The sequence below is a fragment of the Laspinema olomoucense D3b genome, from assembly GCF_025370785.1.
Classification (GTDB): domain Bacteria; phylum Cyanobacteriota; class Cyanobacteriia; order Cyanobacteriales; family Laspinemataceae; genus Laspinema; species Laspinema olomoucense.
In genome coordinates, this window is record NZ_JAMXFA010000037.1 from 22,749 (window position 1) to 48,487 (window position 25,739).

Annotated in this window: 19 protein-coding genes and 1 CRISPR repeat array; of the genes, 7 read left to right on the top strand and 12 right to left on the bottom strand. The window is 47.0% G+C overall.

The window, feature by feature from the left end:
- Positions 1 to 8 precede the first annotated feature (8 nt).
- Positions 9 to 4,847, top strand: coding sequence for a hypothetical protein (locus tag NG792_RS22340; RefSeq protein ID WP_261236838.1), 4,839 nt, complete (start codon positions 9 to 11; stop codon positions 4,845 to 4,847).
- Here the strand turns inward: NG792_RS22340 and NG792_RS22345 are convergent.
- Together NG792_RS22345 and NG792_RS22350 are read right to left on the bottom strand one after the other, a co-directional pair.
- The gene (locus tag NG792_RS22345; protein ID WP_261236839.1) at positions 4,836 to 5,774 is read right to left on the bottom strand and encodes a ParB/RepB/Spo0J family partition protein; all 939 of its coding nucleotides are present in this window, start codon (positions 5,772 to 5,774) and stop codon (positions 4,836 to 4,838) included. The two genes, NG792_RS22340 and NG792_RS22345, sit on opposite strands and share 12 nt — an antisense overlap.
- Positions 5,774 to 6,538 (bottom strand): ParA family protein, encoded by a 765-nt coding sequence (locus NG792_RS22350; RefSeq protein WP_261236840.1) that lies wholly within the window; start codon positions 6,536 to 6,538, stop codon positions 5,774 to 5,776. Before NG792_RS22350 ends, NG792_RS22345 begins: the two co-directional genes overlap by 1 nt.
- A 110-nt stretch (positions 6,539 to 6,648) precedes the next feature.
- On the opposite strand from NG792_RS22350, the gene NG792_RS22355 reads away from it, so the two are divergent.
- Both NG792_RS22355 and ssb read left to right on the top strand, forming a co-directional pair.
- Positions 6,649 to 7,293, top strand: a complete 645-nt coding sequence (locus tag NG792_RS22355; RefSeq protein ID WP_261236841.1) for a hypothetical protein — start codon at positions 6,649 to 6,651, stop codon at positions 7,291 to 7,293.
- A gap of 58 nt (positions 7,294 to 7,351) precedes the next feature.
- Positions 7,352 to 7,843 carry a single-stranded DNA-binding protein gene (gene ssb, locus NG792_RS22360; protein WP_317619522.1) on the top strand — a complete coding sequence of 164 codons (492 nt, stop codon included), beginning with the start codon at positions 7,352 to 7,354 and terminating at the stop codon, positions 7,841 to 7,843.
- 317 nt (positions 7,844 to 8,160) lie between these two features.
- Here the strand turns inward: ssb and NG792_RS22365 are convergent, their stop codons facing one another.
- The gene (locus NG792_RS22365) at positions 8,161 to 8,493 is read right to left on the bottom strand and encodes a hypothetical protein (protein WP_261236842.1); all 333 of its coding nucleotides are present in this window, start codon (positions 8,491 to 8,493) and stop codon (positions 8,161 to 8,163) included.
- Between the two features lie 170 nt (positions 8,494 to 8,663).
- Complete coding sequence (locus tag NG792_RS22370) at positions 8,664 to 10,562, bottom strand: coiled-coil domain-containing protein (RefSeq protein ID WP_261236843.1); 1,899 nt, start codon at positions 10,560 to 10,562, stop codon at positions 8,664 to 8,666.
- A 314-nt stretch (positions 10,563 to 10,876) separates the two neighbouring features.
- Here NG792_RS22370 and NG792_RS22375 point away from each other — a divergent pair, with 314 nt between their 5' ends.
- The 4 genes from NG792_RS22375 to NG792_RS22390 all read left to right on the top strand — a co-directional run bounded on the left by NG792_RS22375 (position 10,877) and on the right by NG792_RS22390 (position 13,866).
- Positions 10,877 to 11,755: a hypothetical protein gene (locus NG792_RS22375; protein ID WP_261236844.1), complete on the top strand. Its 879-nt coding sequence runs from the start codon at positions 10,877 to 10,879 to the stop codon at positions 11,753 to 11,755.
- Complete coding sequence (locus NG792_RS22380; RefSeq protein WP_261236845.1) at positions 11,733 to 12,614, top strand: hypothetical protein; 882 nt, start codon at positions 11,733 to 11,735, stop codon at positions 12,612 to 12,614. Before NG792_RS22375 ends, NG792_RS22380 begins: the two co-directional genes overlap by 23 nt.
- Positions 12,615 to 12,617: 3 nt before the next feature.
- Positions 12,618 to 13,367 carry an SDR family oxidoreductase gene (locus tag NG792_RS22385; RefSeq protein ID WP_261208081.1) on the top strand — a complete coding sequence of 250 codons (750 nt, stop codon included), beginning with the start codon at positions 12,618 to 12,620 and terminating at the stop codon, positions 13,365 to 13,367.
- A 337-nt stretch (positions 13,368 to 13,704) separates the two neighbouring features.
- The gene (locus NG792_RS22390; RefSeq protein ID WP_261208082.1) at positions 13,705 to 13,866 is read left to right on the top strand and encodes a hypothetical protein; all 162 of its coding nucleotides are present in this window, start codon (positions 13,705 to 13,707) and stop codon (positions 13,864 to 13,866) included.
- 248 nt (positions 13,867 to 14,114) lie between these two features.
- On the opposite strand, the gene NG792_RS22395 is transcribed toward NG792_RS22390, so the two are convergent.
- From NG792_RS22395 to NG792_RS22430, 8 genes are all read right to left on the bottom strand, one after another.
- Positions 14,115 to 14,252, bottom strand: coding sequence for a hypothetical protein (locus NG792_RS22395; RefSeq protein ID WP_261236846.1), 138 nt, complete (start codon positions 14,250 to 14,252; stop codon positions 14,115 to 14,117).
- Positions 14,253 to 14,760: 508 nt separating this feature from the next.
- A complete protein-coding gene (locus tag NG792_RS22400; protein WP_411268817.1) occupies positions 14,761 to 15,066 on the bottom strand; it encodes a Tn3 family transposase in 306 nt (101 codons plus the stop codon).
- A gap of 1,631 nt (positions 15,067 to 16,697) precedes the next feature.
- Complete coding sequence (locus NG792_RS22405) at positions 16,698 to 16,835, bottom strand: hypothetical protein (protein ID WP_261236847.1); 138 nt, start codon at positions 16,833 to 16,835, stop codon at positions 16,698 to 16,700.
- A gap of 40 nt (positions 16,836 to 16,875) precedes the next feature.
- A CRISPR array of direct repeats spans positions 16,876 to 19,732; the repeat unit is 36 nt; unit sequence GTTTCCAATCAACTAATTTCCCTAGCGAGTAGGGAG.
- Positions 19,733 to 19,977: 245 nt separating this feature from the next.
- On the bottom strand, positions 19,978 to 20,259 hold the full coding sequence (cas2, locus tag NG792_RS22410) for a CRISPR-associated endonuclease Cas2 (RefSeq protein ID WP_261208084.1): 282 nt from the start codon (positions 20,257 to 20,259) through the stop codon (positions 19,978 to 19,980).
- Positions 20,260 to 20,377: 118 nt separating this feature from the next.
- Positions 20,378 to 21,463, bottom strand: a complete 1,086-nt coding sequence (gene cas1 / locus NG792_RS22415; protein WP_261236848.1) for a CRISPR-associated endonuclease Cas1 — start codon at positions 21,461 to 21,463, stop codon at positions 20,378 to 20,380.
- 91 nt (positions 21,464 to 21,554) lie between these two features.
- Complete coding sequence (csx18, locus tag NG792_RS22420) at positions 21,555 to 21,839, bottom strand: CRISPR-associated protein Csx18 (protein WP_261236849.1); 285 nt, start codon at positions 21,837 to 21,839, stop codon at positions 21,555 to 21,557.
- A 171-nt stretch (positions 21,840 to 22,010) separates the two neighbouring features.
- Complete coding sequence (locus NG792_RS22425) at positions 22,011 to 23,591, bottom strand: hypothetical protein (protein ID WP_261236850.1); 1,581 nt, start codon at positions 23,589 to 23,591, stop codon at positions 22,011 to 22,013.
- Between the two features lie 202 nt (positions 23,592 to 23,793).
- Positions 23,794 to 25,737, bottom strand: coding sequence for an RAMP superfamily CRISPR-associated protein (locus NG792_RS22430; RefSeq protein ID WP_261236851.1), 1,944 nt, complete (start codon positions 25,735 to 25,737; stop codon positions 23,794 to 23,796).
- Between the last annotated feature and the right edge of the window lie 2 nt (positions 25,738 to 25,739).

A 25,739-nucleotide genomic window follows, 5' to 3' on the forward strand; every position in this document is an offset into this window, starting at 1 on the left:
AGCAAGTCATGATAAACTTTCAACACTTCGATAACAAGCTCAACGACTGGATTTATATCAATGCCGAGGGAGAATCTCCTGAAATTTTGACGGAATCTCTGGAGAACACCATGCTAGAGGCTATTTTCCCGGAGGCTCCTGAAGGTACATTCAGTATCGGGGAAATCCAAAACTCGACCACTCCGGAGGATTTAGAGAAGCACCCTAACAAACATAAACTGCTCCTCGCCTCCGGAAAACGGCTGATTTATGGTCCCCAAGATTATAAGCAAGCACTCGATCGCATCTTGCCCGACGAAAAAGATAAAGCGGCTTATGCGTCACTATTCATCGGCAGTTGCTTGGACACTTTAAACAGCCGACAGGTCCGAATCTTAATCGTCGAAGATGATAGGGAATCTCCACAGGCCGGGGAAAATGGCGGAATTTTACCCAACTCGGTGGCTTTAGCCCAAGTCGGTGACTCCCACGGCAAGATTTCTCCGGCCCTCGCTCGTTCGTGGGAGGCCCTCGACGCTAAACTTCAAAACGGCCCCCGAATTGATGGACAGCCGGATGAAATTATCCGCCATGTCGTGCAACATCGAGCCTTTTTTCCTGACTTTCCCGGGGAAGCCAAAATTGCCAAAGGAACGCTCGCGCCCAAATCTTTAGATGAGCTCGACCCCAGTCAACAGCAACCTCTAGACTTAATTTTGCCACGTTCCAGTTTCAAAGGAGGAACCACAAAACCAGCCGTGGGACTCTACGAAGTTTCGATGTGGATGGGAGTCAAAGCCATTTCGGAGTGGACTCTAACTTCGACAGCGGAAGCAGGGCTGGAACGAGATACCCTACGAACCCTAGAAAAAAAGGCCGCTTTTCTGAGTGTCGAATCGAGCGATCCCCGGAAGGTGGCACAGCTTTACTGCGAAACTTACGAAAAAGCCCAAGCAGCCCGTTTAGTAAATGCCATCACCGAGGACAAGCAAAATATCTCTTCACAAGATTCTGAACCCGCCTCAACAGAACAGACTTTTTACAAAATTCTGAAAGCTGAGTTAGCCGGGGGCCATTCCCAACTCCTCGAATCCAAGTATGTGCGGGATAAGCTTGATGAGTTCCTCCGGTCTTCCCGCCTGGAGATAGCCACCGGCGGAGCAATTAAGTGGGATAGGGCCAGCATCATCATCCCCTCCAAACAGTTGAATGATGACCAAGTTTGCGTTCCCAAATTTGATTATGGGAATGAAATCCTGGGATTCCGTTCTCCACTGCTCTATGAAGATGCGATCGCCATCCAAACCAATACCTTTACGACGGACCTCCTCGACCCAGAGGGGCGTCCGCTCATAGGAGTCGCCGTGGTCAGTGACGAGTCCTATCCTGAATATTTAGCTCGTAAAATTGAAGAAATAACGAGTTGCTCGGTCATTTCTTCTGAAACTTTACGCGATCGCCCCACTATTGCCCCAGACGAAAATATTCGGGATTATGCGCTGCGGCTTTTCGCCGAAGAATTTATCAAAATTGAAGCCCAAACTCAATTTCAAAAAGACCCAGCAGCTTTGCAGGCGTCGGAGCTTACCCGCCTGGAAACTCAGTTGCAGCAACATTTGCATAAGCTGGAAAACACCCTAAAACATCAAACCTACTCTCAGGCAGCGGGGGAAGATTACGACGGCGACTCTAAATCCTTTGCCCTTGCCGCTTCCTATCTAAAAACGACCGCCTACCTAAAACAACAACAACATCCACAGCAGGCTCACCCACCGACCCCCAAACTCAAAAAGGCTTCCTTTGTTGAATCCGATGGATCCCCCTCCCCGCTTACCAAAATAGCACTGCATATGGCTAACCATTGGGTCGGGATTGCTAATAATCAAGTTAAAGCAGCCCGCTGTGTGGAAGAAGAAGTCGAAGTTTTAAGGGACTATGGATCCATTTTAGAGCAGCAAGGCTACCTACGTCAAATTAGCTCCCATTACCAAAATCTGCTGCAAGTCGATCGCCAGGCTGTGCAGGCAAGCGAGCGGCTCCCGGATGACGTTCGATCTGACGTGGAATCTTTCGCGGCCCTACCGCTGATTGTCCCACCTGAGCAAGTTAAGGAAGAGTTAGAGGGATATCGGCAATTTATTCGGTTTAAAGTCGTACCCCCGCTACTCATTCAAAACCAGATTGCCGTGGATAGTAAAAAAAGTGCGACCCCGATGGACGAGAATATTGTCCGCCAATATGGCAACCTCATCCATCGCATTCCCAGTTATCTGCGGGAAAAAAAACATCCAGACATTTACAAAAATGGTCGAGTCATCAAGACCAATGGCTACTCGCTAAAAGAACTCAACATTCAAAATGTCAACAGCCATTTTCAAAGAACCGAGCTAGAAGCTCGTCCAATTGAGCAGTTCCGAGATTTATTCCCCAGTAAAACCCCCACGGGCGAACCTACATTTTCACCCAGCCAAAAGTTGCGGGCATTGCAGGCGAAGACCGAATTCGATCGCCTGTTCAACTACGCCAAAGAACAGGATATGAAACGCCGAAGTGAGTTGGGGCCAGTGTTGCGCTGTCAAACCGGCGGAGGAAAAGAACTGGACATTACCAATATTATTGAGGCTAATCATCCCTTAGCATTTCAAGCTAATGAATTTGAGGTTCTTTTCGTTACCAATAAGCAGCGGCATACTTATCCGCACCATCAAGTTTTGGCCCTTGCGAAAACTGGCGAAACTTTGGCGGATGGAAAACCTAAATGGGCCGTATTGGGGACCCTCAGTGAAAGTGACCGGAAGGCTTACCAGATGGGGCCTGAAACGGTAGAAGCCAGACTAAAAGTTTTAGAAAGAAAACCGGGAATCAGCGAACGTCAATGCCAACTCTTATTTGAACGAGCCACCACAATGGCGTCAGCCTGGAGGGAGCAAGCCCAAGAACGGGGTGAACTGTTCGCAATGGCGGCGGCTACCTGGCATTTATGTACAACTCCAGATAATCGTTCGGCATCCGAGAAAGAGCCTGATGAGTACAAAATCCAACATTTTGTGTTTGCTGCATTTCCCGACGAAATTGCCGAGCAATGCAAATCCTTCCAATTTCGCCAACTGATGGTGACGGGAATCCAAGGGGTCGAAGCCATTCCCACCGGCGAGCTTTCTCTGAAGATTGATTGCGATCGCCAATTACCCCCGGATGACCCCTATTCAGGGCAACGAATTCTTTTCGCAGCAAATGAAACCGGCCACTATGAACGAGTGGGAGCTTTGAATGTCAAAGAGGCCCAACTCCCGGTCGGAACTGAAGCCCGAGGAGTCTGCACCCCAGGAGGCTGCTACAGCGCCACCCTACACATTCAAGGGTTAGCCGAACCTATTTCCCTTGGGAAAATCAACGAAAATGATTTTGCCCATGTCCCCTTGACCGGGCAAACGCTCCCCCTTCAACTGCAATCTCGCCCCTCCAGCTCCTATCTCGTTAAAACCGAACAAGGACAACTCATTGGAGAACTCGACCACGATTCTGTCGCCTGCCTAAATGAAGCAGGAGTTTTGAGTCGGCGGTTTGCGTTCTCGGCATCCTTGCAGACCCTCGGCAAACAACAAGGCACTTACAGTTTAGCTACAACCACGAAGGGTAATACCATTGCCATCCGGAAGCAAAATACGATACGTGGAGGAGCATTCAAAAATCATCGTTTCTCCGGCCAAACCTTACGGTTGGTCATCGAAGAACAGCGGACTCAACAAATCGCGGCGGTTGTCCCTGATGCTAACGGGTCAAGGGTTTTGGGAATTTTCACCCCCAACACTAAAACTTCTAAAATTGCTCTGCAGAAAGCGTTTGGTGTAAATCCCCCAGGAGCCTCGGATGCCCAACTCAAACAAGCTTTTGAACGCGGAGCTTTAGAAAACTTAACATTTGAAGCTGAAGTTTGGGGTAAAATCTCAACCCTTTGCGTCACGATTGACCCCACCTCCATCCGCTATCCAGATATTTGGATGAGTCCGCAAACGCCAGAATCAAAAAACTCAACTCACCCACGCGATCGCCTAGAAGAGAATTTGCTAAATACTCTAACGACTCCGGTCATTCCTCACTATCTCGAATCCGACTCTTCCCCAAATCAACAACTTTATGGCCTGACTGTCGATGCTCACAAAATTGAACAAGTCCGGAATTTTTTAGACCAACAGCAGATTCCTTATTATCAAGTTGACCCCTCTTCGCCTGAAATCTTTTTAGAAACAGAGCGGGGATATGCAGTCTTACGCGCTTTCGAGGGTGATGTTCCTGAATCTATTAAACAAAAAATCTCCCAAAAGTATGGAGACCCTTTAAATGCCAATTTGACTGATTTAGCTACGATCAGCCCTTATCATCAGTATCTGGAATCTACTTCCCCATTAGAATCCAAAGAAGGTTTGCAGGTCCGCTCCATCCTGGAAAAATCGGCTACATCCCAGCCTTCTCGGGCGGCTGAATTTCCCCATCATGAGGCGATCGCCTCCGGCATAGCTCCGCTTACCGCAGCTAACTCAAACCCAACTCCGCAAACTGGCCTTTCTCCCCAACAGGCGATCGCCTCCGACATAGCTCCGCTTACCGCAACTAACCCCAACCCAGAGCCTCAAAAAAGTAACCCTTCTCCACAGGAGGCAACAGTAGAAGAAGTCCGTAATTGGTATCGAGCCGCCCACCAACTGGGCAAACCGGAACCCTACCTCAAACGGATTGCTGAAATCGGTCAATCGGTGAAACAGGGCCATCCCCTTTCCGAAGCGGCAGCCACGGCGATGCACCAGGACATCCACAAATTTGTGGAACAATCCTGGCGCTCATCAAGCTCTAGAGAATCAACCCGGTGATTCTTCTTCCACTAAGGCTTGTAAATCCTTGAGCAACTTACGGAGTTTCTTTTGTTTCGTCGGGTCCTTCCAAACTTCCGATTTTTTAACCTGAGAATAAGCCTCATCGAATTCTTGTTTTAAGGAGCGTGTTTTGACGGATTGATTCTCCAACCGATAGGCGGCAATTTTTTCTTTGATTTGGGACAAGGACAATCCCTGAGAAATGGCTTCCTCTAATAATTCAGTCCGAACATCTGGCTGCTTCACCGTGGCGATCGCACGAGCTTTGGTGTACTCCAACTGCCCCTGCCTTAAACTCGCCTTAACATCCTCGGGCATATTGAGTAAAGGTAAGCGGTTGGTTCGGAAACTTTCTGGGGTAAATTTACCCAAGGTCTCAAAAATGCCTACAAGTTGTTGCCACTTCTCCCCGTGGATAACATTATCCGCAGACTCCCGTTCGGGATGGGCTGACTGGTTAAACCATTTCAAAATAGTGGATTGTGGCTCAGTTAAGCGCAACTCCAGCAGTCGTAAAATTCCTTCGGTTTCTTCAATTGGATTGAGGTCTTCTCGTTGTAAATTTTCCAGAAGCGCTACTTCCAAAACTTCTACATCGGAAAGGGAGCGCACCAACACCGGAATTTGCTTCAACCCAGCAGCTTTTGCCGCACGATATCGGCGTTCGCCAGCTACCAATTCATAACGGCCCTCACCTTGAGGACGTACCAGAATGGGTTGCAAGATGCCGTATTGCTTAACGGATTGAATTAAATCTTGCTCTTTCTCGGGTGCAAAATAACGCCTGGGCTGTTCGGATACTTGGATCCGAACTAGCTCGACTTGCACAGGTTCAGTTTGACTAGCATCACCATTAGCTGATTCCGCTGATCCTCCAAACAGAGCATCAACACCTTTAAGTTGATAAGTTGAACGTTTGTTCATTATTTTTTATCTAGGAGTTTAGCGATTTCTTTCAAAACTTGAATGGCTCCATGAGTCCGCTGATACAGGGCTAGAGGAAGTTGTTGGGAAGAAGCATCCACAAATGCCACTGCACGGGGGACCGTTGGAAAAATAGGAGCAATTTTCGAGAGAGATTGACGGATTGATTCAACACAAGCTGACGCCTGTGCCGTTCGCGCATCGTACATTGTCGGGACAAACCCGGCAATTTGCAGTTGGCGGTTGGCTCGGCTTTTAACCCGGGAAATCGTCTGCAAAAGCAATTCAGTCCCTTTGAGGGCCTTGAATTCGGTTTGGATCGGTACCAAAACATGAGAAGCCGCTACCAGACTGATGTAACTGAGGATGCCTAAAGAGGGTGGACAGTCAATCAAAATAAAATCGTAGTTTTCTCGGACCGATTCGAGCGCATCGACCAACCGCAATTCTCGCATATCCGCCACCACTAATTCGAGTTCGGCTCCACTTAAATTGATGTTGGCGGGAACTAAATCTAAGGTCTGTTGATACAGTCCGCTATGAATAGGCAATGGCTCGGCTGCCATCAAGGATTGATAAATTGTCTCCTCCAAATCCGATGGCTCCAGCCCCAAAAATACCGTCAACGATGCTTGTGGGTCCATGTCCACTAACAAAACTTTTCGTTTCCTCAATGCCAGGTGGTATCCCAGATTATGGGTGAGAGAGGTTTTGCCCACTCCCCCGGATTGGTTAAAAATGGCAATAATCTTGGCTTGTCCCATTTATATTTTTTAGGGGTGATGGCTTATTCGAGAAAAAAGGTTACAAGAAACTAGACCGGGCAAGGGCGCGAGTGCGCTACTGCGATGATGTCTATCCAATTTTAATTACCATGAATGCTGTCATTTTAAACCCACACATCGTCAAACTAGATTCGTTTGACCCTAACTTACTGACCGCCCTTGCCCAAAAGGTTCGCTATCTGGGTGGAACATTTCGCACCAGTCTCTTACCTAAGAAACGGGTGGCTACCTTGATTTTTTATCAATTACCCTCTGTGGAATTGCCAGAGATTTTGAACGAAGTGGTAAACGCTGAAGCAAATTCTACACGAACCAACATCTCTGAGCAATCACTCCCGAGCAACAGTTCTTCTAAATCTGCGGAGGCGATGGCATCTGCATCCCTCAACCCAATCTCCACCACCCAATTAACCACTACCCCGGCTCCCTCGAATCAGGCGATCGCCTACGACATAGCTCCGCTTACCTCCGCAACCCAATCAACCACTACTCAGGCTCCCTCGAATCAGGCGATTGCACCCGAACCCGAAACGCTTGACCCGATTGATAAAGCTAAACCATCTACAGCAAACCCTGAAGAAAATACCTGGGCTAGTTTAGTGGACCTTTTGAGCCAGCGAAAAACCAAACTCAAGAAACTAGCCCAACACCACAAAATCCCAGGGCGCTCCTCAATGACCCACGAACAAAAAGCGGAAGCGTTGGTAGGATTCGTCTTAGCCAGTGACCTTTAATTTGTTAAGAATTACGAAAATTTGAACTTAAAGCTAAATGTAGCGACATTCTGTACGAATGCCTCTACATTTATTTTTTTTGGTTAACGATGGCGGAAGTCGTCCTTTATCTTTCGTCGCAAATTCCATTACTTGGTTGGGGCGCATCCGCGCCATTGCCTTGAACACAATTAAATCAGGAATTAACCTTATGAATAGCGCCAATATTGTCGGACGAGTCGGCCAAAACCCCGAACTTCGCTATTTTGAGTCCGGACGAGTTCTTGCCAAATTTTCTGTTGCCGTAAATCGAAACTCTCGCTCAGACCAACCCAATTGGTTTGCTGTCGAACTTTGGGGTAAAACAGCGGAAGTAGCTGCCAACTATGTACAAAAAGGTTCTACAGTCGGTGTTTCTGGCTCTTTTAAGTTAGATGAATGGATCGACCCCAACACCGGAGAAATTCGTTCTCGACCTGTCATAAAAGGCCGTCGCTTAGAACTTCTTGGAAGCAAACCTGCTGATTCAGATTCCGACACTTCTTCTACTTCCAGCCCTAACGATTTCTAAATTTACGTTGCATCTTGATGAGCGCGGTCGGGCCTATGGGTTCGGTCGCGCTTTTTTTGTGAACAATTGAATTAAAACTTTTTTGACATGAATATTTTTTCCTTCAAACTGCGACTTGATTCCATCTCAGTTGCTCATACATCTGATGGAAATATCCAAGTGATGGGATTTAATTCTCAGGCGATAAATCTCGGTGGCACTTGAATGATTGCCCCGAACACCAGGGGCAGTTTTTCAGAAAATTCAGAGCTTCAATTTTCCTCGCTATAACCGAAATTTTTCGAGGGGCGACTGTCCTTTTCCAGTTACATTCCCCCTTAAAAATATTTGGCGATTTTTTTAATTTCCTCCGCTTGGAATTGGGCCAGCAATGCCAAAAGTGCAGTGAATGGGCAAGGAGTATTTGCAAAAGTTAACCCGGGACCCCATTTATCGATGCGCGACTCTAAAATAGGTTGGCCCGTGAACTTAGTCAAAACAGCCGACAGAAACCGGAGACAACGGGAACGACGGCCAGAGCGAGCGTTGAGTTTGTCACTGGGATGACGCAACGGCAAAAATCGGTCACAAAATTCTTCCGGGCTCATCGTTATTATGGCTTGGGTTGCCTGCTGAGTAGATTGATTGCTCGGGTTGGATACTGCGTACATAAAAAAATCTCCTGATTTGATGAGAATAATTAGCGGATATTTTTTGGGTAGCTTAGGATTGATGAACACTTCCATCCCTTACCCGCAAACCTTTTGTATGGCTTGGGTGTAAGGCAATTATTATCTGAGTTTTATCTCAGCTAATAAAATGTCGAAAGTCAAAGCTGTTTTTACGAGCGTTGCATTTGACCCAACGGTGACAATTCCCAACCCATTTTTTCTTTGAGTTCTTGATTTTCTTGCTGAAGTTGCGTTAGCTGTTTTTTCGTGTCATAAAGCTTGGTGTTGAGTTCGGTGACCTGCTCCTGCCACTGCAACACCTGCGGATTTTTTTGCGGGTCTTTATAGCGGGCAATTGTCTCGGTGGCTTGCGCCAACCAAGATTGCAACTCCTCAATCTGCAACTGTTTTTCTTCAGCGACCGAACGGACTTGCTGTTGGGCTTCTTCTACGGGGACAAAAGTATCCGCCGGTGGCAAAAAGACTTCCACTCGCTCCATCTGTTCGCCGTAACAAATAATTCTCGTTTTTTCACCCGAAAGCTGCACCTGGAAGCGGTTTAAGGTATCGCTTTCCTCTGGCAATTGGACGACTTGACCCAGGCGATCGCAATATTTACGGTTGTCATGCTTGACAATCCGAACGTAAGAACCCACAGTGAGGGGTTGAGGGGCAGGTTTCTGTTGTACAAGAGCACGATGGGCCTCAGCCAACTGAATCTCCAGGGCCATGACTTTGGCAGTCAACTGCGAATTATCGGCATATTTCATGCTGGATTCTTTGACAGCCATTTCTGAAACTAATGCTTCATAGCGCTGTTGCATTTCCTCCAGTTGAATCAATAACTGCTGATTCTGCTCTTTCAACTGTTCCAAGACCTCATCCGACCGGGTGGTTTCGAGGTGTTCAATCTGTTGTTGGAGCAAATGAATCTCTAAATCTTTCTGCGCGTTCTCCTGGATGAACCCTTGCAGTTGTTGGTTTTCTCGTTCGAGGCGATCGCGCTGGGCTTGGAGGGCGTGAATCAGGGCCGCTGCCTTATCTGCCTCCTTGAGTTGGGCGCTCAGGTCCTTGACTTGCCGTTCCAGTTCGACAAGGCGATCGGACTGCTGAGGTTGAGGAACCACCGGCGCGAGTTTTTGCAGTTGTAGGGCCTGCTGGACATGGCGATGCCGAGGAGTAATGTCGCCACTTTCCCCAGCTTCTTGCCGCGCTAGGTTACGAACACAGGAGCGAAATTGGTCCGAGCCTGCTTCGTCTAGCCCCAACCCACGTTCTATCCAGTTGAGTTGAGCCTCCTCGATGACTTCATCCGGTTCCCCAGCGTTGGCGATGAACGAAGCGATGGCAGGAGTAGCCTTGTTAGTCCTGGAGGCAGATTGCATCAACTTGGCAATGTCCCACTCAGTTAAAGTCTGGATGGCTTCAATCAGATGGTCCGTCAATACCGGTGAGTTGGTGACCTGGGCCAACCGCTGGGCTTCAGCTTGCAAGGTGGCGACTGCATCCTCATCGGCTTGGAATTTGTCCGCCACCAGTTCCCAATCGGCTTCACTGACGGGTTGCCCTAACGTGATGCTGCTGTGACGAGCTTTGCGGATGCTGGTGACCGTCTGCTTGCCCGCTTTGAGCAGTTTGACGAGTAGATGCTCATCGCTGACTTTCGTGAGTTCCTTCAGGGCGCTGATGCTCCAGGACTGGACCGACTTAAGAATGAGCCGTTGGATGCGTTTACGTTGGCTGTCGAACCATTCCGAAACTTGAATCAGGGCGCGGGCCATCCAAGTTGAACCGCCAAAGTCGGACGAACTCAGCCAGTCTTCAAACCGTTGCTCTCCCTGGCTGAGTCCATGTTCGAGGCAGAGTTCATGCAACAGACGCCGGAAACTGCGACCGATTTTTAGGCCGCTAACAAAGGTGTGTTGGACGAATCCGAAGAACTGGGACAGGGTTGCTTTGGCTTGACGCTGCAAGGCTTCGGAACCGAGGGTGCTGTAATCATACTCGAACGGCAGGTCAAGGGGCAGTTGGCTAAAAGGACTAGCCGTGGCAAGTTGTTGGGCGCTCATGATAAGTTGAAGGTAGTTTTTTATTTGTTCGAGCGGGGTGGTACCCGCTTTTTTTGTTTGTGGGCTGGTGACCCGAGACAAGCACTGACTAGGAGCCATCGCCGCGCTTCCTGAGTCGGACTGATGCCCGAGGGTTGCGAAATGATGCTGGCTCCCTTGCAGTTGATACAGTTAATATTAACTGTATCAACTAACAAATCCAAGTGTCAAGCAAGTTAAGGAGTTGATGAAAGTTAAGATTTAACTGGCGCGTTTGTGCAGGTAGTCCGTTGTCGCAAGTCAATCCCCAACGAATCAAAATTTTGGTCTTCCAGATGAGGCAGTTATTGCCAGAGCAGTCTAATGTGGCTCTAGCTCGGGTTTTGGGCTTGACTCCTGCTGCTATCAGCAAATGGACTAAGGGCAAAACCAACACGCTCAAGGAAGAAACGAAAGCCCGAATTGTCTCGTTGCTCGGATGTCCGCGAGAGTCGTTGGACGAGTTTTTGAGCGGGGCGCTATCCTGGGATGAGTTTAAAGCGACCTGCTCTGAAGAATCCATCCACGAACTCGGTCAAGAGGAAGCGCCAGCCTCGAAGGAGAGCTTTTTTAAACGGATTGACCAACTCACTTGGCTAGAAGCCGTCGAAGCCTTGCAAGCCATTCTTAAACGGTTAACCACACTCCAAACCGAAATGAGTCGGCATGGACCTTGGGATATCGTGGAGGTGGTCGAGGCCCTCGCGTCATTGCTAGACCTAGACTCAGTGATGCAAGTGGCTGAACGGGTGAAAATCTTGCTAGGCGATCGCATCACGACTTTGGAACACCGAATGCAGGAGTTGGGGTTGCTCGAATCGCGTCCGTTCCAGCATAATCCGCTGTTTCGTAAGCTCGAAGAATACCGGCTAGATGCGGGATTGTCCCGGGAGCAACTGAGCGAACAACTCTACCTCAAGTCCGGTGGGCGATTCGACAAACAGACGGCTGCTGCGATCGCCTCGGGGAAGCTGCTACCCGATAACGGCGAGGTCTTGTGGGTGGGTTGTTTGCTCAGAAATGCTCAAGGCGAGTTTTATAGTCATGATGAGTTGTTGGCCCTAAGAGCGGGCAATGTGGATTTCTTCAGTGCCAGTCGCCCACAGGAGGAACCAGACGAGCCAATCGAAGATGTGGGGGCGAAGGGGGGCAATGGAATCAAGTCGCTGGATTGAGGCTTTACGGACAACGGCTAGTCAAACTTGGCTGCTGACTTGGGCATTCCGCAGCCGGTTAGTGGAGCTAGTTTTTTGCGAGTTGCTGGTGCGCTTGGGGTTGCTGGACCAAGCGGCAGACGTTTCCATTCGCTCTGGGTTTGGGTTGTCCATCGACTGTGCTTCGGTCGCCGTTGCGGATAACTTGCTTGTCAATGTAGAGCGGCTGTGTGTTTGTGTGGTGATGCTGTCGGATTGCTTATCCCTGCGTCCGGTCCCCCACGTTGGCATCTGCCATAACCTGCAACCCGTCGCCCCGATTTTCGACCCCCTCAAATTGCTGACATTTAATCGTTGTTTTTCCCCGAACGAGTTTGAACCCGTTGCGACCCATTTGCTCGACATTTTGAAAACTCAAGGATGGTATTTTATGCAAAACGATAATCAAAATAACTCAGCCCTAGCTGATGCCAACTACTTGCGCGTTATCGACTTCATGCGGACCAAACGTGCCGATGGTTATGCGGTGATGGCAGCCAGCATGGTCGATGACCGGGTAATCTACACCAACGATTTGTATTCGAGCGCTAGGGTGATTGTCCCAGCCCACCAGATGACCGACCCGCGCTCGTTCGACAATCGCGCTCTGTGGCGAGATTCGTGGGACTATCACGAGCAACTTTATAGCTTACTCCACCGGGACAAGTTCATCGGCGAGTTCTACCACAAAATCCGGCGCGTGAACGGTTCTTTTATTGGTGTGTGGGCTGACTTTTATTTCGTCGAAGACCACCTGGGAATTCCCATGCGAATTGTCGTGTCTCGCCCCGATAACTGGGAACTGCTGCCCGAACCTAACCCGACTCGCTCTGCTGCATAACTAATGATAAATCTTGCCCACAAAACGGCCATCATCACCGGCGCTTCCTCGGGCATCGGACGGGCCACCGCACTGCTACTGGCTGAGGCGGGCGTCCAAGTCACGCTGGTCTCAAGGAATGGCGATCGCCTCCAACAACTTGCCGACCAGATTCTCAGCAGCAGCGGCACAACAGTCGCCATTCCCGCGAATATTACCGATTGCCAACAAGTTCAACAAATGGTGCAAACGGTCCTGGACAAGTTTGGACGAATCGATATCCTGGTCAACTCTGCCGGACTGATTGATGTGGCTCCGACCGTTGAGGCGAGTGTGGAGTGCTGGCAGCAGTTGATTCAGGTGAATTTGCTTGGGACGATGTACTGTTGCCATGCCGTGGCCCCGGTTATGCAAGAACAGCAGTGCGGACATATCGTCAATGTTTCCTCGGTGGCGGGTCGGACGGCTTCGGCTGGGGTGAGTGCCTACAATGCCAGCAAGTGGGGTGTGGGGGCGTTCTCGGAAGCGTTGCGGCAGGAACTCTGCAAGAGCGGGGTGCGCTTGACCGTGGTCGAACCGGGTTGGGTCGAGACGCCACTCTATGACGCGATTGCAAGTGGGGCCATGCAGGAGCGGATTGCGCGTTGGCAAGAGGGCATCGGGGAGCCACTGATGCCGGAGGATGTGGCGGGGGCGATCGGGTTTGCGCTATCTCAGCCGCAGCGGGTGAACGTGAACGAGATTTTGCTCAGACCGACTGGGCAGGTGAATTAGTGGGGCGTGGGGGTGATCACAAGTCAGCTTATTTATAAGAGATGACTTTGACAGATGACTTGTGATCACCCTGGAAAAGTCTAATTCTGCTACGGTTTCAGCGATTTCCTTGGGGTTGGCAGCAGTGTGGGGAATCAGGGCTAGTTCGAGACAAGTGGTAAGGACTGGTGTGTGTGATTTAGCTGGTGGAGCCTAGATGATTAGGTTGGCGATCGCATCCTGGGAAATCGTGGCTAGTTCGACGCGGTTCGGATAGGTCTAATTAAGGCTTTGGACAAAGGACTCTTGCTCTTGATTTAACTGGTGGAGCCTAGATAACTGGGAAAAGCGATCGTCTATGCCCAGGCTGGGCTTACCGCATTCTGTCGAATCCGGCATGGGCTTTCTCTGCTGCCATCGCGATGCGTCGCGTCCATTTCGTCACCTGTTGGCGATCGCATCTACCGACTTGCTTCTGGGCAAATTCAAATGGCATCCCGCCAGTTGGCGATCGCACTGAACAAAGCCATAATTGACAAATCCTAGTCTCCTCATAATGTTTGGTTCCTGACCAGTTGACGAGAGCCTACTGCATAGCTGGGCTGTGCGGCATCCATCGAATCCGCCACCAACAAAGATCCGGTTTTTCCATTGGGATAGGGTGAACACAAGTCAGCTTATTTATAAGAAATCGATTTTAGAGGGAACTTGTGTTCACTCCCAAAAAAACATTGCCCTATCTTGATTGTAACGATTTTGATGAGGTGGTTAGCTTACTCTCAAGGAAACTGCCGAACGATGCAACATCGGCGAAATTGGCCGTCGTTGGTAGGCGATCAGTCTGCTGGCTGATTGAGCGGTAAGCGGAGCTATGTCGTAGGCGATCGCACCCAAGGAAAAAGCCATCTTTTCCAGCGAAAATAGGACCACTCTGTTTTAGGTGGGGGCCAATTGTGCCAGAACGATGTAAGTCTTAGACGAAAGTGTCAAGCATTTCAGGTTGAGGACTCTGGTGCTGGTCTGGTATGGTGCAATCGTCAGCAGCCGGATGGGAGCCGTCTGGTTATTTTAAGTCAGCGTGAGCATAAGTCGCTTCCATTTGGGTAGGGCAGATATCCTAGTTTTTTGGGAACTTCTAGCGTTTCCGTCTGTTTTTCTCGCGCTACTTTTGTTCACTCGAATGTAAGTTTTGTTCGCTCCATCTCTTGACGACTTGGGCAGGTTAGAGCAGGTAGTTTTTTAGCGTTATCTCAGATGAAATAAGGGCTATTACTCTTAAAAATGATGTGAGGGTTAATGGACCAAAGTTAGCACTTTGGGGTCACATTGCAACTTATGGTATTAACGCTTTTATAGAACCAGTTTAGGGGTTTGAATAGCAACCAGGCAGAAACTTATGCTAAGGCTAAAAGCCTTACATACAAGGGTTTTCACCCCATGTTTCTGGGAAATCATTGAGGTCACGTAAGGGACGCATCCCTCCATCAAGCAACTCCGAAGGCAAATTAAAGTGATAGCGACCCAGCATATTGATATGAGAATAGGCCAGAGGAGATAGCCGAGCGATATCTTCTGCCTTGAGCGGTGTTCCTTGAAGGCGGAGATGATTCAAGGCGGTATTCATGTAATAGGTATTCCATAAAACCAGCACATTAACTACCAAACCTAAAGCTGATAGCTGCTGAGTAAGACTACAGTTAATGACATTGTGAAGCGACATAGGCAAAAAACCGCTCCATCTTTGACTAGCATAAGCACAGAAGATTCTGAAAGCTAAAAGTATTACCCAGTAAGGATTTCAGCCTTAGCGTAAGTTTCTGTACGATTGCTACTCAAACGCCGTTTACCCATGCTGTTTCCCCCTTACCGCCAGTGTACTTATCTGCCTTGGTTCTAATTACGGCTTGATGCCAGCTTCATTCTTAAAATTCCGAGCCTATCGATGTGTGGACAAGTTACGAGTCATGGTGTCCCTTACAGGACCAAAGTTTTACTTGTATCAAAGGGTTACTTAGGAAGCTAACTTTACGGGCTAGTTTTAATTAGTTTTTCCCGTTGGTTATGAATTAGACATCGCATAAATCGCACACCTTTTTTCCTTCAAGTAGTATCCCGAACAAGTGAGACTTTGAACCAGTATAACCCCATACTGGCGGCGATACTACTGAAGTTTCAATCCATCTAATATCCTCAGCGAGTGAGGATAGTAAGTCTGTCGCACAAATTTAAGTTTTAAAAAAGTGTCTTTTGAGTTTTCCAAAAATTGAAAATGTAGAGCTTTTGTCGCTACGGAAGCCCTAAGTTTTTAAGTTTTTATTTGCGAATTGGAGGGGAGTCGAAGCCTTATTTCGATTTCCGCATTCGTATAAGACTTCAACTTAAAGACTTTGTTTTAACGACCTAGTCTCGGTCACCATAGAAAATTTTGCCCTAACCCTTGGGCTGGGGGGATAACTTTACTGCTAGAGCGTCAGGCTGGGGACATTACTCTATGCGGTAGAGGTGTCTCCAAAAACTATATTACTCGAAATCTACTCTTGTGTCAACAGTCGCATCTCCCATTCGTATAAGACTTCAATTAAAGACTTTGTTTTAACGTTTCCAATCAATTGGTTTCCCCAGCGAGTGGGGATAGCAAAAATTATAACCCTTACCCAACGAGGTATCCCGGGCTGGTTTGCGTGGCAAAGGGGTTGTTGTTCTTGATCTATGTGGTGGACTGTAGATGGCTCGGTTAGCGATGGCCTGCGACATAGCTAGTGCTAACGCGCAGGCTCCACCAACGACGTGCGGCATCTTATCAAACTCCAGCTAAATTTCTTAGGATACGATCGCCACCTTAACGAAATTAGCACAATAGATGGCGCTCAGGTAGATAGCTTTATCTTTTGCAACTGCTGCATGATGAAGAAAAAGAAACCGCTTTTAGAAGGAACGGAGAAACATTCCAGATCCAAGCACACTAAGACACCATATAACGAAAGCCAATTTCCATTCCATTGCATAACATACTATGGCAAATATAATACCCGCTATCATTACAAGGCAAGCTCTTTTTTTGCCTTCATAATGATAATAATCAATCAAGGGAGTTTGAACTGAAAAACTCACCCAAGCAACTGCTTCAGGATATAACTCTAATATAAGGAGTGCTATGGTTAGTCCTAACAAAAACAGGTATTTGAGAGTTGTGTATTTCATTGAATGATACCTTTCTACGAGTACAAATGGGGTGTTGATTGGCTACTTATACAATAGGTAAAAGCAGCCACAGCAAGCTGATTCCATGAATTAAAGTAATCGCTGAAATTTCCAATCAATTAATTTTCCCATCTAGTAGGAAATTGCTAGTTACCTGTTATCTAATTCATCAGCTAAACGTTCTAAATCACTGCCTTTGCCAATAGTGGCAGTTTCGTAAATGTTCCAGACTACCCCTGCAAGTAGCAGGAGTAAAATTCCAACTAACACCTTTTTTTTCCAAGCCATGAGGTTATTCCCGCTAATATTTCTCTATCACACTGCATCCTAAGTCAATCAACTAATTTCCCTAGCGAGTAGGGAGGCTAAGGAAGAGGCTGCCTTGCTGAAAGAAGGTATTTTGTTTCCAATCAACTAATTTCCCTAGCGAGTAGGGAGTAGGGGCGGCGATCGCAACCACTGCACTCTGCTAGTTTCCAATCAACTAATTTCCCTAGCGAGTAGGGAGTGTAGCTCGTTGCGGGGGATTGGAAGGATACGAGTGGTTTCCAATCAACTAATTTCCCTAGCGAGTAGGGAGGTTAAAGAGCGTCAAAAAATTGTTGCAATCTCTTGTGAAAGTTTCCAATCAACTAATTTCCCTAGCGAGTAGGGAGATGAAGCCTCAACTGATAACAAACAGTTCGGTTTCAGTAGTTTCCAATCAACTAATTTCCCTAGCGAGTAGGGAGTCAAATCCGCTTAGGTGAGTATGTTCGTACAGGAGATGATATGTTTCCAATCAACTAATTTCCCTAGCGAGTAGGGAGATAACAAACAGTTCGGATTCAGTGAGGCGTTGAACTTGAGTTTCCAATCAACTAATTTCCCTAGCGAGTAGGGAGGGACCAGTTCATTCCCCGTAAGTTGGGAACGTTACAGGTAGTTTCCAATCAACTAATTTCCCTAGCGAGTAGGGAGTGAACTAATGTTTCCAAATCTTGATAGAAGTTACATTGTTTCCAATCAACTAATTTCCCTAGCGAGTAGGGAGATAAAAGTTTAGTTAAAGGAAACTCTCTAACAATTGAAGTTTCCAATCAACTAATTTCCCTAGCGAGTAGGGAGGTCCGTGAAGTTCAAAGTTGACGAAAAGACTTCTCGTTTCCAATCAACTAATTTCCCTAGCGAGTAGGGAGATGATGAACCGTAAGAAAGCATAAGCTCTATTCATCAATTGTTTCCAATCAACTAATTTCCCTAGCGAGTAGGGAGAAGAAGAAGTTATTCATCGAGCCTGGTTCCATGATTGAAGCGTTTCCAATCAACTAATTTCCCTAGCGAGTAGGGAGTAACCATAAGTTCCAGGGGGATAAAATACTTGCTTCTAGCCTCAAGTTAAGTTTCCAATCAACTAATTTCCCTAGCGAGTAGGGAGTTCCGTCTCTACCTCCGTTGTCCGCCGCAATATGCCTTCTGGCAAGTTTCCAATCAACTAATTTCCCTAGCGAGTAGGGAGTAGAGGAAATTCAAATGTCTAACTCAACTTTGTTAGTCAAGTTTCCAATCAACTAATTTCCCTAGCGAGTAGGGAGCTTACAAATTATCCAACAGTTTGAGGCCAACGCTTCTAAGTTTCCAATCAACTAATTTCCCTAGCGAGTAGGGAGAGCTCTAAAGAGTTACCGGATTACGCAAAACGGTATCAAGCGTGTTTCCAATCAACTAATTTCCCTAGCGAGTAGGGAGTGTTTCTATCCGGACTACGAAGACGACCTTCCAGGTTTCCAATCAACTAATTTCCCTAGCGAGTAGGGAGACCTGAAAGACATATAAACGCCAGGTAGCTTAACAGCACCTGTTTCCAATCAACTAATTTCCCTAGCGAGTAGGGAGTGCTGTAAGCGCCCCAGCATTACCTAAGTTAAACGAAGTTGTTTCCAATCAACTAATTTCCCTAGCGAGTAGGGAGCTTAAAACCTTACGGTAACCTCGTTGAGATTGTGTTTCCAATCAACTAATTTCCCTAGCGAGTAGGGAGGGGTGGCTAACTGGAATGTCGAATTCGGAGTAGTGTTTCCAATCAACTAATTTCCCTAGCGAGTAGGGAGTGGTTGGGCTCATGCTGACATCAAGCGCCCTAGTCACTGTGTTTCCAATCAACTAATTTCCCTAGCGAGTAGGGAGAGATTGTGGGAATCTCTAAGGCAATTGAATTACCTGAAGTTGTTTCCAATCAACTAATTTCCCTAGCGAGTAGGGAGTAGGAGTAACTAACTTTCTAGTTATACGAGGCAGCTTACATGGTTTCCAATCAACTAATTTCCCTAGCGAGTAGGGAGACATTTTCTTGCTTGGAAGGGGAATAAAGCAAAAATGGGTTTCCAATCAACTAATTTCCCTAGCGAGTAGGGAGAAACTTACAAATTGAAAGTTGAAGTTAAGAATTTAGTTTTACATTTCTTCAAACAAGATTGTTTCCAATCAACTAATTTCCCTAGCGAGTAGGGAGTATTTGAACTAAGTCAGCGACGCTTATCCCCATAGTTTCCAATCAACTAATTTCCCTAGCGAGTAGGGAGTCTGTATAAAGTAATAAGCCTAGAAGAAATGAATCTTCTAGGTTTCCAATCAACTAATTTCCCTAGCGAGTAGGGAGTTACGTGGTGACGGTATCAAAGCCACTACCTGTCCTATCCAGTTTCCAATCAACTAATTTCCCTAGCGAGTAGGGAGATTAAATATTCTAGACCTGAAGTCTAAGATTCTGTATTGCAGTTTCCAATCAACTAATTTCCCTAGCGAGTAGGGAGCGAATCCTCTAACTCAACAAGTGCAAACATACCCTCGACTTCAGGTTTCCAATCAACTAATTTCCCTAGCGAGTAGGGAGCCAACCTCGGGCTATAGACAAGGAGCAACGATTGATTATGGTTTCCAATCAACTAATTTCCCTAGCGAGTAGGGAGAGAGTTTGAAGAATTCTCTGTTTGGCTCATGAACCAATAATTGTTTCCAATCAACTAATTTCCCTAGCGAGTAGGGAGAATATGAGTTCTATGCGTTAGGGCAGCAAGCCTTAGCTCTAGAGCTAGTTTCCAATCAACTAATTTCCCTAGCGAGTAGGGAGCAAAAGTACTACAATACTGTAGCTCTAAAGACCCAAAAAGGTTTCCAATCAACTAATTTCCCTAGCGAGTAGGGAGATACCCCGATTGTAACCCTTACTGGGTGGGAAGTCCAGAGGCGTTTTGCGAAGCTCAGGAAAATTGTTGCTACATTGGTCATAAAAGCACCTCTATCTAACACCTAGAACCCTTACCCAGCAAGGCTGCGAGGCTCCCAACAGGTTTTGGTCGTTTCAGCGATTTTGACTGAGCCTCGCAAAGACTCCCAGAACGGAAGGGACTCAATTCCTGAAGGACTGGGGCCAATGAACTAACTCGGTCCATTAAACAATGACCGAACTCGGGTATTCAGCAATCGCTGGACCCACGCCCCAAGTTTCAACTCGGGCGGAGGTATGGCGGGAAAGGGGATAAAACCGGATGCTGTCTTCCTCTAGGTTGAGCCGATCGCCCAGTCGTTTCTTGAGTTCATCAAACTTAGAACGAGTTAGGACGCATTCAAAGGTAGAATACTGCACCCATTTTCCATAGCCTTCTAGCAAATCATGAACTTTCTTGCGCCGTTTGTTGTCAGGAATATCGTAAACCACCACATAAAACAGCATCAGCGATTGTATGTCAGTTCAGAATTTGTGGGTGGAAATATTAGACTCATCATTTTTTATTGGCTCTATTTTCATTGTAAGATAAAAGAAAACCAAAATTTATAATTTTGGCAAAAGTTTAGCGAATCTGATACGGGGAGTATCCGTTGATAGGTTCATAGACAAATTGCTTGTATTCCTTAACTTGTTGATGAAGCAAATCCCATTTTGGTTGAGCTTCTCCAAAATCATCAGTAACCGTCTCTTCCATGCGTTGCAGGAATGCTTTCAAAAACTTAGGTCGTCCAGACTCATTCAAGTAACAACCGCCATTTTTGTAAACAAAATCATCCCGCACATCCATGATATTGCGATTTACTAGATATAAAACTAGCGAATCAACCAAGGGTGCGCGAAATTCTTCGATTAAATCTGAAGCTAGGGCCGCATGACGATAGCTGCCCTCATGCAAACAACCGGAGTAGGGGTCAAGTCCTTGCAGTTCAATCAGCGTCAGCAGATGATTCCACAGCACTTGATATCCAAAGGACAACATGGCATTGACCGCATTCCCTGGAGGACGGCGGGACCGACCGGCAAACACAAAATCGCGAGAGTTAAGACAGTATCCAAAAGCCGAGAAATATTGGGCCGCGCCAGTCCCTTCATACCCCATCAATTGGTCGATTCGTTCTGCTTTTCCAGCTTTGGTCGTCAGATAATCCAAACTCTGAATGGCAAAAGCAACCACGTCAGAATTTTGTCGCCGTTGTTGGCGCATCAAAATCACCCGAGAGTTTTTTAGTTTAGCTTGGACGATGCGCCGTGCTACAATTAAGCGGTCTACCAAGCTCAATTCTTGTTGATACCGAGACAGTTGCCGATACCCGCGTTCAATGGGCAGAATCCGGCCATAACAGTATCCCATCCGCGATAAATAAGCAATGGAAATATTCCGCCAAAGGCAACTTCTAATCGCTTGGGTGGTTATTTGAGATTTGCCAAACACCAGAATCATTTCTAACAGGGGCAATTGAATTTCATTTAAAATGGTATTGCGCCGTTTAACGAGCAAGAGTTCGCCATCTAAACAAACATAGCAACCTTGCTGAGAAACATATAAAGTCTGCATAATAAATTGCCATGAAAATAATAAAAATTGGCTTAACTCCCGTTTGTCGAGCATTTTGCTCAAAAACCAACTCAATTTTAGGACAAAGCTCACACACAAATTAATAGTTTTGATACAGATATCTTTGACGCCCAAATCTTGTCTGTAGGGGCAATTTAATCGAATGCCCCTACAAATGGAAACATTAGGGACGACGGTCTAGTTCATCATAATTGCGATTGGGGATTACTGAAGCAGCTTTTTGAGCTTGAGCATTTCGCAGCATTTCCGTTTCACCAGGATTTAAAAAACGCACCACCCCATCGACAAAAGCTGAAGTTACTAATGTGGACAAAACCACCATTATAGTATTGGTGATAACAGCGGTTAATCCTAAAGGCGCAATCAGCAGAATAATTAAGGTGATTATGCCATTAATACAAGCGACGGCAATATGACGAATGAGAATTCCACGCATTGATAGATACATGAGTTTGACTCCTGATTGATGAAAGATAGATAAATTCTGGCCGCTTTTTCGGAATTTTGGGGCAGCGCTAGGTGGATGGGGCGTGAACGTTGAGGGGAATCAACCGGGGGGCGATCATACTTGTCGCAGAGATGAACAGAGTCCTCCGAAAAGTTGGGGTTTCGTGAAACCTTAGAGGGAACCTACCTCAGAGCGTAAAATCTCTAGTGCCCAAGCATATAATGAGCGCGATAGCGGTTGTTGAGGAATTTGCAAATGGCGATCGCAGACCTTTCGGAGACTTTCAACGATTAATTTCATCAAAAATTCTGGACTCTCAGAAACCTTCGGAAATCCATTGTTTGACCAGAGCAATTGCATCTCCTGTAAGGTTACTGGAGTTGCTTTATGAATCAAATCATTGCGCTTAAACCGAATCCCATGTAGCAGTTTGTACCACTTATCTGACTCACGGATATTTTCCAGCTTGCACCACCCATTAATTAAGCCATAAAAACCCGGTTGATAGGGTTTCCCATAAGGGTCAAAATTAGGGGGGAGGCTGATAATATTTTTTCCTAACCAATTTTCTTGCTCACTCCGAAGATAAAGCAATCGCTCGACAGTTTGAGAAAATTGCATAAAGGTGGTGGTATAGTTTTGGCGCTTTAATTGCAATTCAATTAAAAACACCGTTTCCCAGGTTTGCAAACCTGGATTGGTTCGCAACTCCAACAGCTGATCGCGCCATTGCTGCACCTGTTCGGCCCCGGCCAGTTGTTCCACCAGGCGCGATCGCAGCCACCCATTCTCAATTTGTTTGTTCTGAGCAAACCGGACAATTTCCCAATTGGTCGAAAGTGCTAAGTATCCGGCAAGCTGATATAACGGCTTATGGCGGCTTTGATGGGCTGATAACCAGACTTGAGCTTCCTGAAAATCCCCTCGTTCCCAGGCTGAAATTATACGAGAGCGCTCTAGCGGCCAAAAATATTCGCTCAAGGGAACCATTTCATAAGTTTGGGAAAGGACTGCCGACAACATCCCGTTTTCACTTGCGGGATAGGAATTAGGCGGCTCAATTGGTGAGGCATTAATCACCTGAAACTCGCGCACTAAGGCCGCCGCACAGATTTCCAGGCTTTCTGCAATTGCCGGAATAGACCCTTTATTTTCAATCATCAAGACAAATTCATTCAGGGGAGACTTTTCCCGCTGCTCTAGGGCAAAAGGCCAGATAAAATTCTCAAACTCCTCCCGAATTGCATGACGATCATTAGCATTTACCTTCAACTCCAAGACATCCACCTTGACTCCAGGCCACGTCATGTTAATCTTGCCTTTCATCAACTGCGCCAACCAGCAGGTATCAGCCCGCCGGTAATTCCAAGGCACTGTTTCTGGCTGATTCGTTGCCCAAAGGATGATATGGTTCAGCCCTTTAGTCACACTATCGGAAATAATTTTATGGTCCAGTAACAGTTCAACCGAACTAAAATCACCCCCCAACCATTCTTGACAATATTCATAGTAACGAGACCCCAAATCTCGGACACTCCAAGACATAGAGGTTATGCTCGGTTCATAAAAACCCCGCTCAATCCCCAGTTCTTGATACAACTGGTTAATATGGGGAGGATGACCGCGATCACCATCCGCCCCAAAACAGCGAACTACCCCATCTTTACTCCGCCAACCGACTTGGCGAGTTCCAACAGTAATGATTAATGTATCAACGCGCTCAATTTCGATCTGTGCAGTTGTTTTCATCATGATTTTTCCATCCATCCTAAAGTTTAAGTGCCTTCTCAATAAAAGCCCCTCAGAAATTGCTATTCATTCCAGTAAAAAACCTGAATGAGAAAGCCAGTTGGACAAATCAAGAGTAGTCATATTTGTCCAAAATGGCTTTTAAAATTAGAGTTTATTCACCCAAATGATGAGAAAATTTGCCAATCACCAACAAAAATTAAACCTAGGTCATCGGCCAAATTTGAGCGGGTTGTCTTAACAAATTAAGGTAGTTTTTACGCGGATCTGCGGTTGCACCAAACACGGTCACGACTTGATAAGCATCTAAATCAGCTATCCAAATAGGAGACGGAACTGCTCCGCGTTGAACCCCACCACACAAACTTTTAGCCTGATCAAAGTTCTTATTGTTTTCCAGGTTATGGAATTCTTGGTGAAGAAGATTTAAGGCATAAGGCTTATCTTGGTTTTGGCCCGAAACAACAACTATTCGACAATTGCGATCAACCGCTTCACTCCAACGATTGCTGGTGACTTGTCCCACTTGTAACGGTGAACGGGGATTTACAGCAAGCTGAGTCACCTGGTTTAAAGCTTGGTAAAATTCCTGCAACCGCTGTTGAAAACGTTGCTTAAATTCCTGGATAGTATCCGGTAGGTTCCAGAAGGAATCTTTGGTTTCGGGGTATAACGTAGACCCTCGATACCAGGGCGCTCGTTCGCGGTTCTGGCGGGAATAACAAGGACGCCGCGCCCCTTGTCCGATTCCTCCTAAATGAAACATCATCCAAGTGAGAGTTTTGAACAAAGAAGAGATCGCCTGTTGCCGGTTACCAGGTGCTTCGGGGGAATAGCGCAGGACGAGGATTCCCACCTGTTCACCACAATCGTCATTTTTTCCTTGGTGGTTAGGACTGGGTTCTCTTTGAGTGACTTTCCCCTCTAAAATCTCAACTCGTAGCCATCCCCATTGCTTGGGGTTAATGCCACCAAAGAATTGAGCTTCCCAGCGCTGAACTTCCTCTGGGGGTAAGACACCCAAAGTAAAGCTGCGGAACCAATAGCGCAACATCGATTTAAAGGCGATCGGGCGAACTTCTGAATCCGGTTGTCCGCGCATCTGCCATTCTTGACGTCTATCGTTCCAATTCCATTGGGTAAACTTTTGGCGTCCGTGAATCAGTTGACCTTGCAGGGTAAATTCTAGGCGGAAAAATTCATCCTTGGGTTGACCAGCACCGGCTCGGATGAGTTCTCCATAGCCACTATTAACTTGAGAGCCAATTCCCCCTTGCAACCCGGTCACCAACCATGCTTTAACTTGGTCTAAAATTTTGGCATCGCTGCAATTGTTAACCAAGCGTAACCCAATTAAAAATGTAGGTTCTTCCAGGGAGAAAAACGGATTAGGGTTAGGGTCATAAATAGGCAAGGACTCCCCCTCCCATTTCCAGATATTGTTCGCCATATCCACCTTTAACCCAGCTTTGTTGGGCAAGGGATAAGCATCAAGAAAGACCACTTTTCCGCAGCGATCGCTACCTTTGGCATCCAAAGAACCAAACCAACGGGCAGTCTGCTTTTCGGCTTCCTTCCAGCCCACCCGCTCTGCTGCCATCCGTTCCCGAATCGCCTGGGTTCTAGCAACCCCACGCAACGTTGCCGAAGGAATGTAGGGCATCCCCAAAGCGTCAAAAGCAGGCAACAGAATACTTTCGGGCCCCCGATGTCCGCCAACCCGAATCCGCCAGGGACATTTGACTTGGAAGGTATTATCTTTGCCTGCAATCGCTTGGGTACGATCGCACAGTTGTTGGAGTCGTTGCTGATACTGAGCTTTTTCCTCTGCTATTTGCAGAATCTGCACCTTCGTCCCATCTTTTTGTGGAGAATCTGGCGATCGCATCCAGCGCAGATACTCTACAAAACTAGCAGTGCGATCGGGCTGCGGTTCGCGATCGGCACATAACCAGGGAGATGGAGGCGAATTTGAATTCCCGCCACCGCCACCACCTTGATTGCCAGCACCAACGGGAGGAATAACCAGGGGAGGTTTGGGTTTAGCGGTGTTTTTGACAGGAGTTGGGCCAGCTAGGGGAGTCGCTGGGGGCTGGAGTTTTTTCGGGGGTTCGGGTTTTTTCGGGGGTTGGACTGCATTTGGTGCCATGA

What these genes read in the sequence shown, in the direction of transcription:
- NG792_RS22340 (WP_261236838.1), top strand. Translation starts at nt 9, where the DNA reads ATGATAAACTTTCAACACTTCGATAACAAGCTCAACGACTGGATTTAT.
- NG792_RS22345 (WP_261236839.1), bottom strand. Translation starts at nt 5,774, where the DNA reads ATGAACAAACGTTCAACTTATCAACTTAAAGGTGTTGATGCTCTGTTT.
- NG792_RS22350 (WP_261236840.1), bottom strand. Translation starts at nt 6,538, where the DNA reads ATGGGACAAGCCAAGATTATTGCCATTTTTAACCAATCCGGGGGAGTG.
- NG792_RS22355 (WP_261236841.1), top strand. Translation starts at nt 6,649, where the DNA reads ATGAATGCTGTCATTTTAAACCCACACATCGTCAAACTAGATTCGTTT.
- ssb (WP_317619522.1), top strand. Translation starts at nt 7,352, where the DNA reads ATGCCTCTACATTTATTTTTTTTGGTTAACGATGGCGGAAGTCGTCCT.
- NG792_RS22365 (WP_261236842.1), bottom strand. Translation starts at nt 8,493, where the DNA reads ATGTACGCAGTATCCAACCCGAGCAATCAATCTACTCAGCAGGCAACC.
- NG792_RS22370 (WP_261236843.1), bottom strand. Translation starts at nt 10,562, where the DNA reads ATGAGCGCCCAACAACTTGCCACGGCTAGTCCTTTTAGCCAACTGCCC.
- NG792_RS22375 (WP_261236844.1), top strand. Translation starts at nt 10,877, where the DNA reads ATGAGGCAGTTATTGCCAGAGCAGTCTAATGTGGCTCTAGCTCGGGTT.
- NG792_RS22380 (WP_261236845.1), top strand. Translation starts at nt 11,733, where the DNA reads ATGGAATCAAGTCGCTGGATTGAGGCTTTACGGACAACGGCTAGTCAA.
- NG792_RS22385 (WP_261208081.1), top strand. Translation starts at nt 12,618, where the DNA reads ATGATAAATCTTGCCCACAAAACGGCCATCATCACCGGCGCTTCCTCG.
- NG792_RS22390 (WP_261208082.1), top strand. Translation starts at nt 13,705, where the DNA reads ATGCCCAGGCTGGGCTTACCGCATTCTGTCGAATCCGGCATGGGCTTT.
- NG792_RS22395 (WP_261236846.1), bottom strand. Translation starts at nt 14,252, where the DNA reads ATGGCTTTTTCCTTGGGTGCGATCGCCTACGACATAGCTCCGCTTACC.
- NG792_RS22400 (WP_411268817.1), bottom strand. Translation starts at nt 15,066, where the DNA reads ATGTCGCTTCACAATGTCATTAACTGTAGTCTTACTCAGCAGCTATCA.
- NG792_RS22405 (WP_261236847.1), bottom strand. Translation starts at nt 16,835, where the DNA reads ATGGCTTGGAAAAAAAAGGTGTTAGTTGGAATTTTACTCCTGCTACTT.
- cas2 (WP_261208084.1), bottom strand. Translation starts at nt 20,259, where the DNA reads ATGCTGTTTTATGTGGTGGTTTACGATATTCCTGACAACAAACGGCGC.
- csx18 (WP_261236849.1), bottom strand. Translation starts at nt 21,839, where the DNA reads ATGTATCTATCAATGCGTGGAATTCTCATTCGTCATATTGCCGTCGCT.
- NG792_RS22425 (WP_261236850.1), bottom strand. Translation starts at nt 23,591, where the DNA reads ATGATGAAAACAACTGCACAGATCGAAATTGAGCGCGTTGATACATTA.
- NG792_RS22430 (WP_261236851.1), bottom strand. Translation starts at nt 25,737, where the DNA reads ATGGCACCAAATGCAGTCCAACCCCCGAAAAAACCCGAACCCCCGAAA.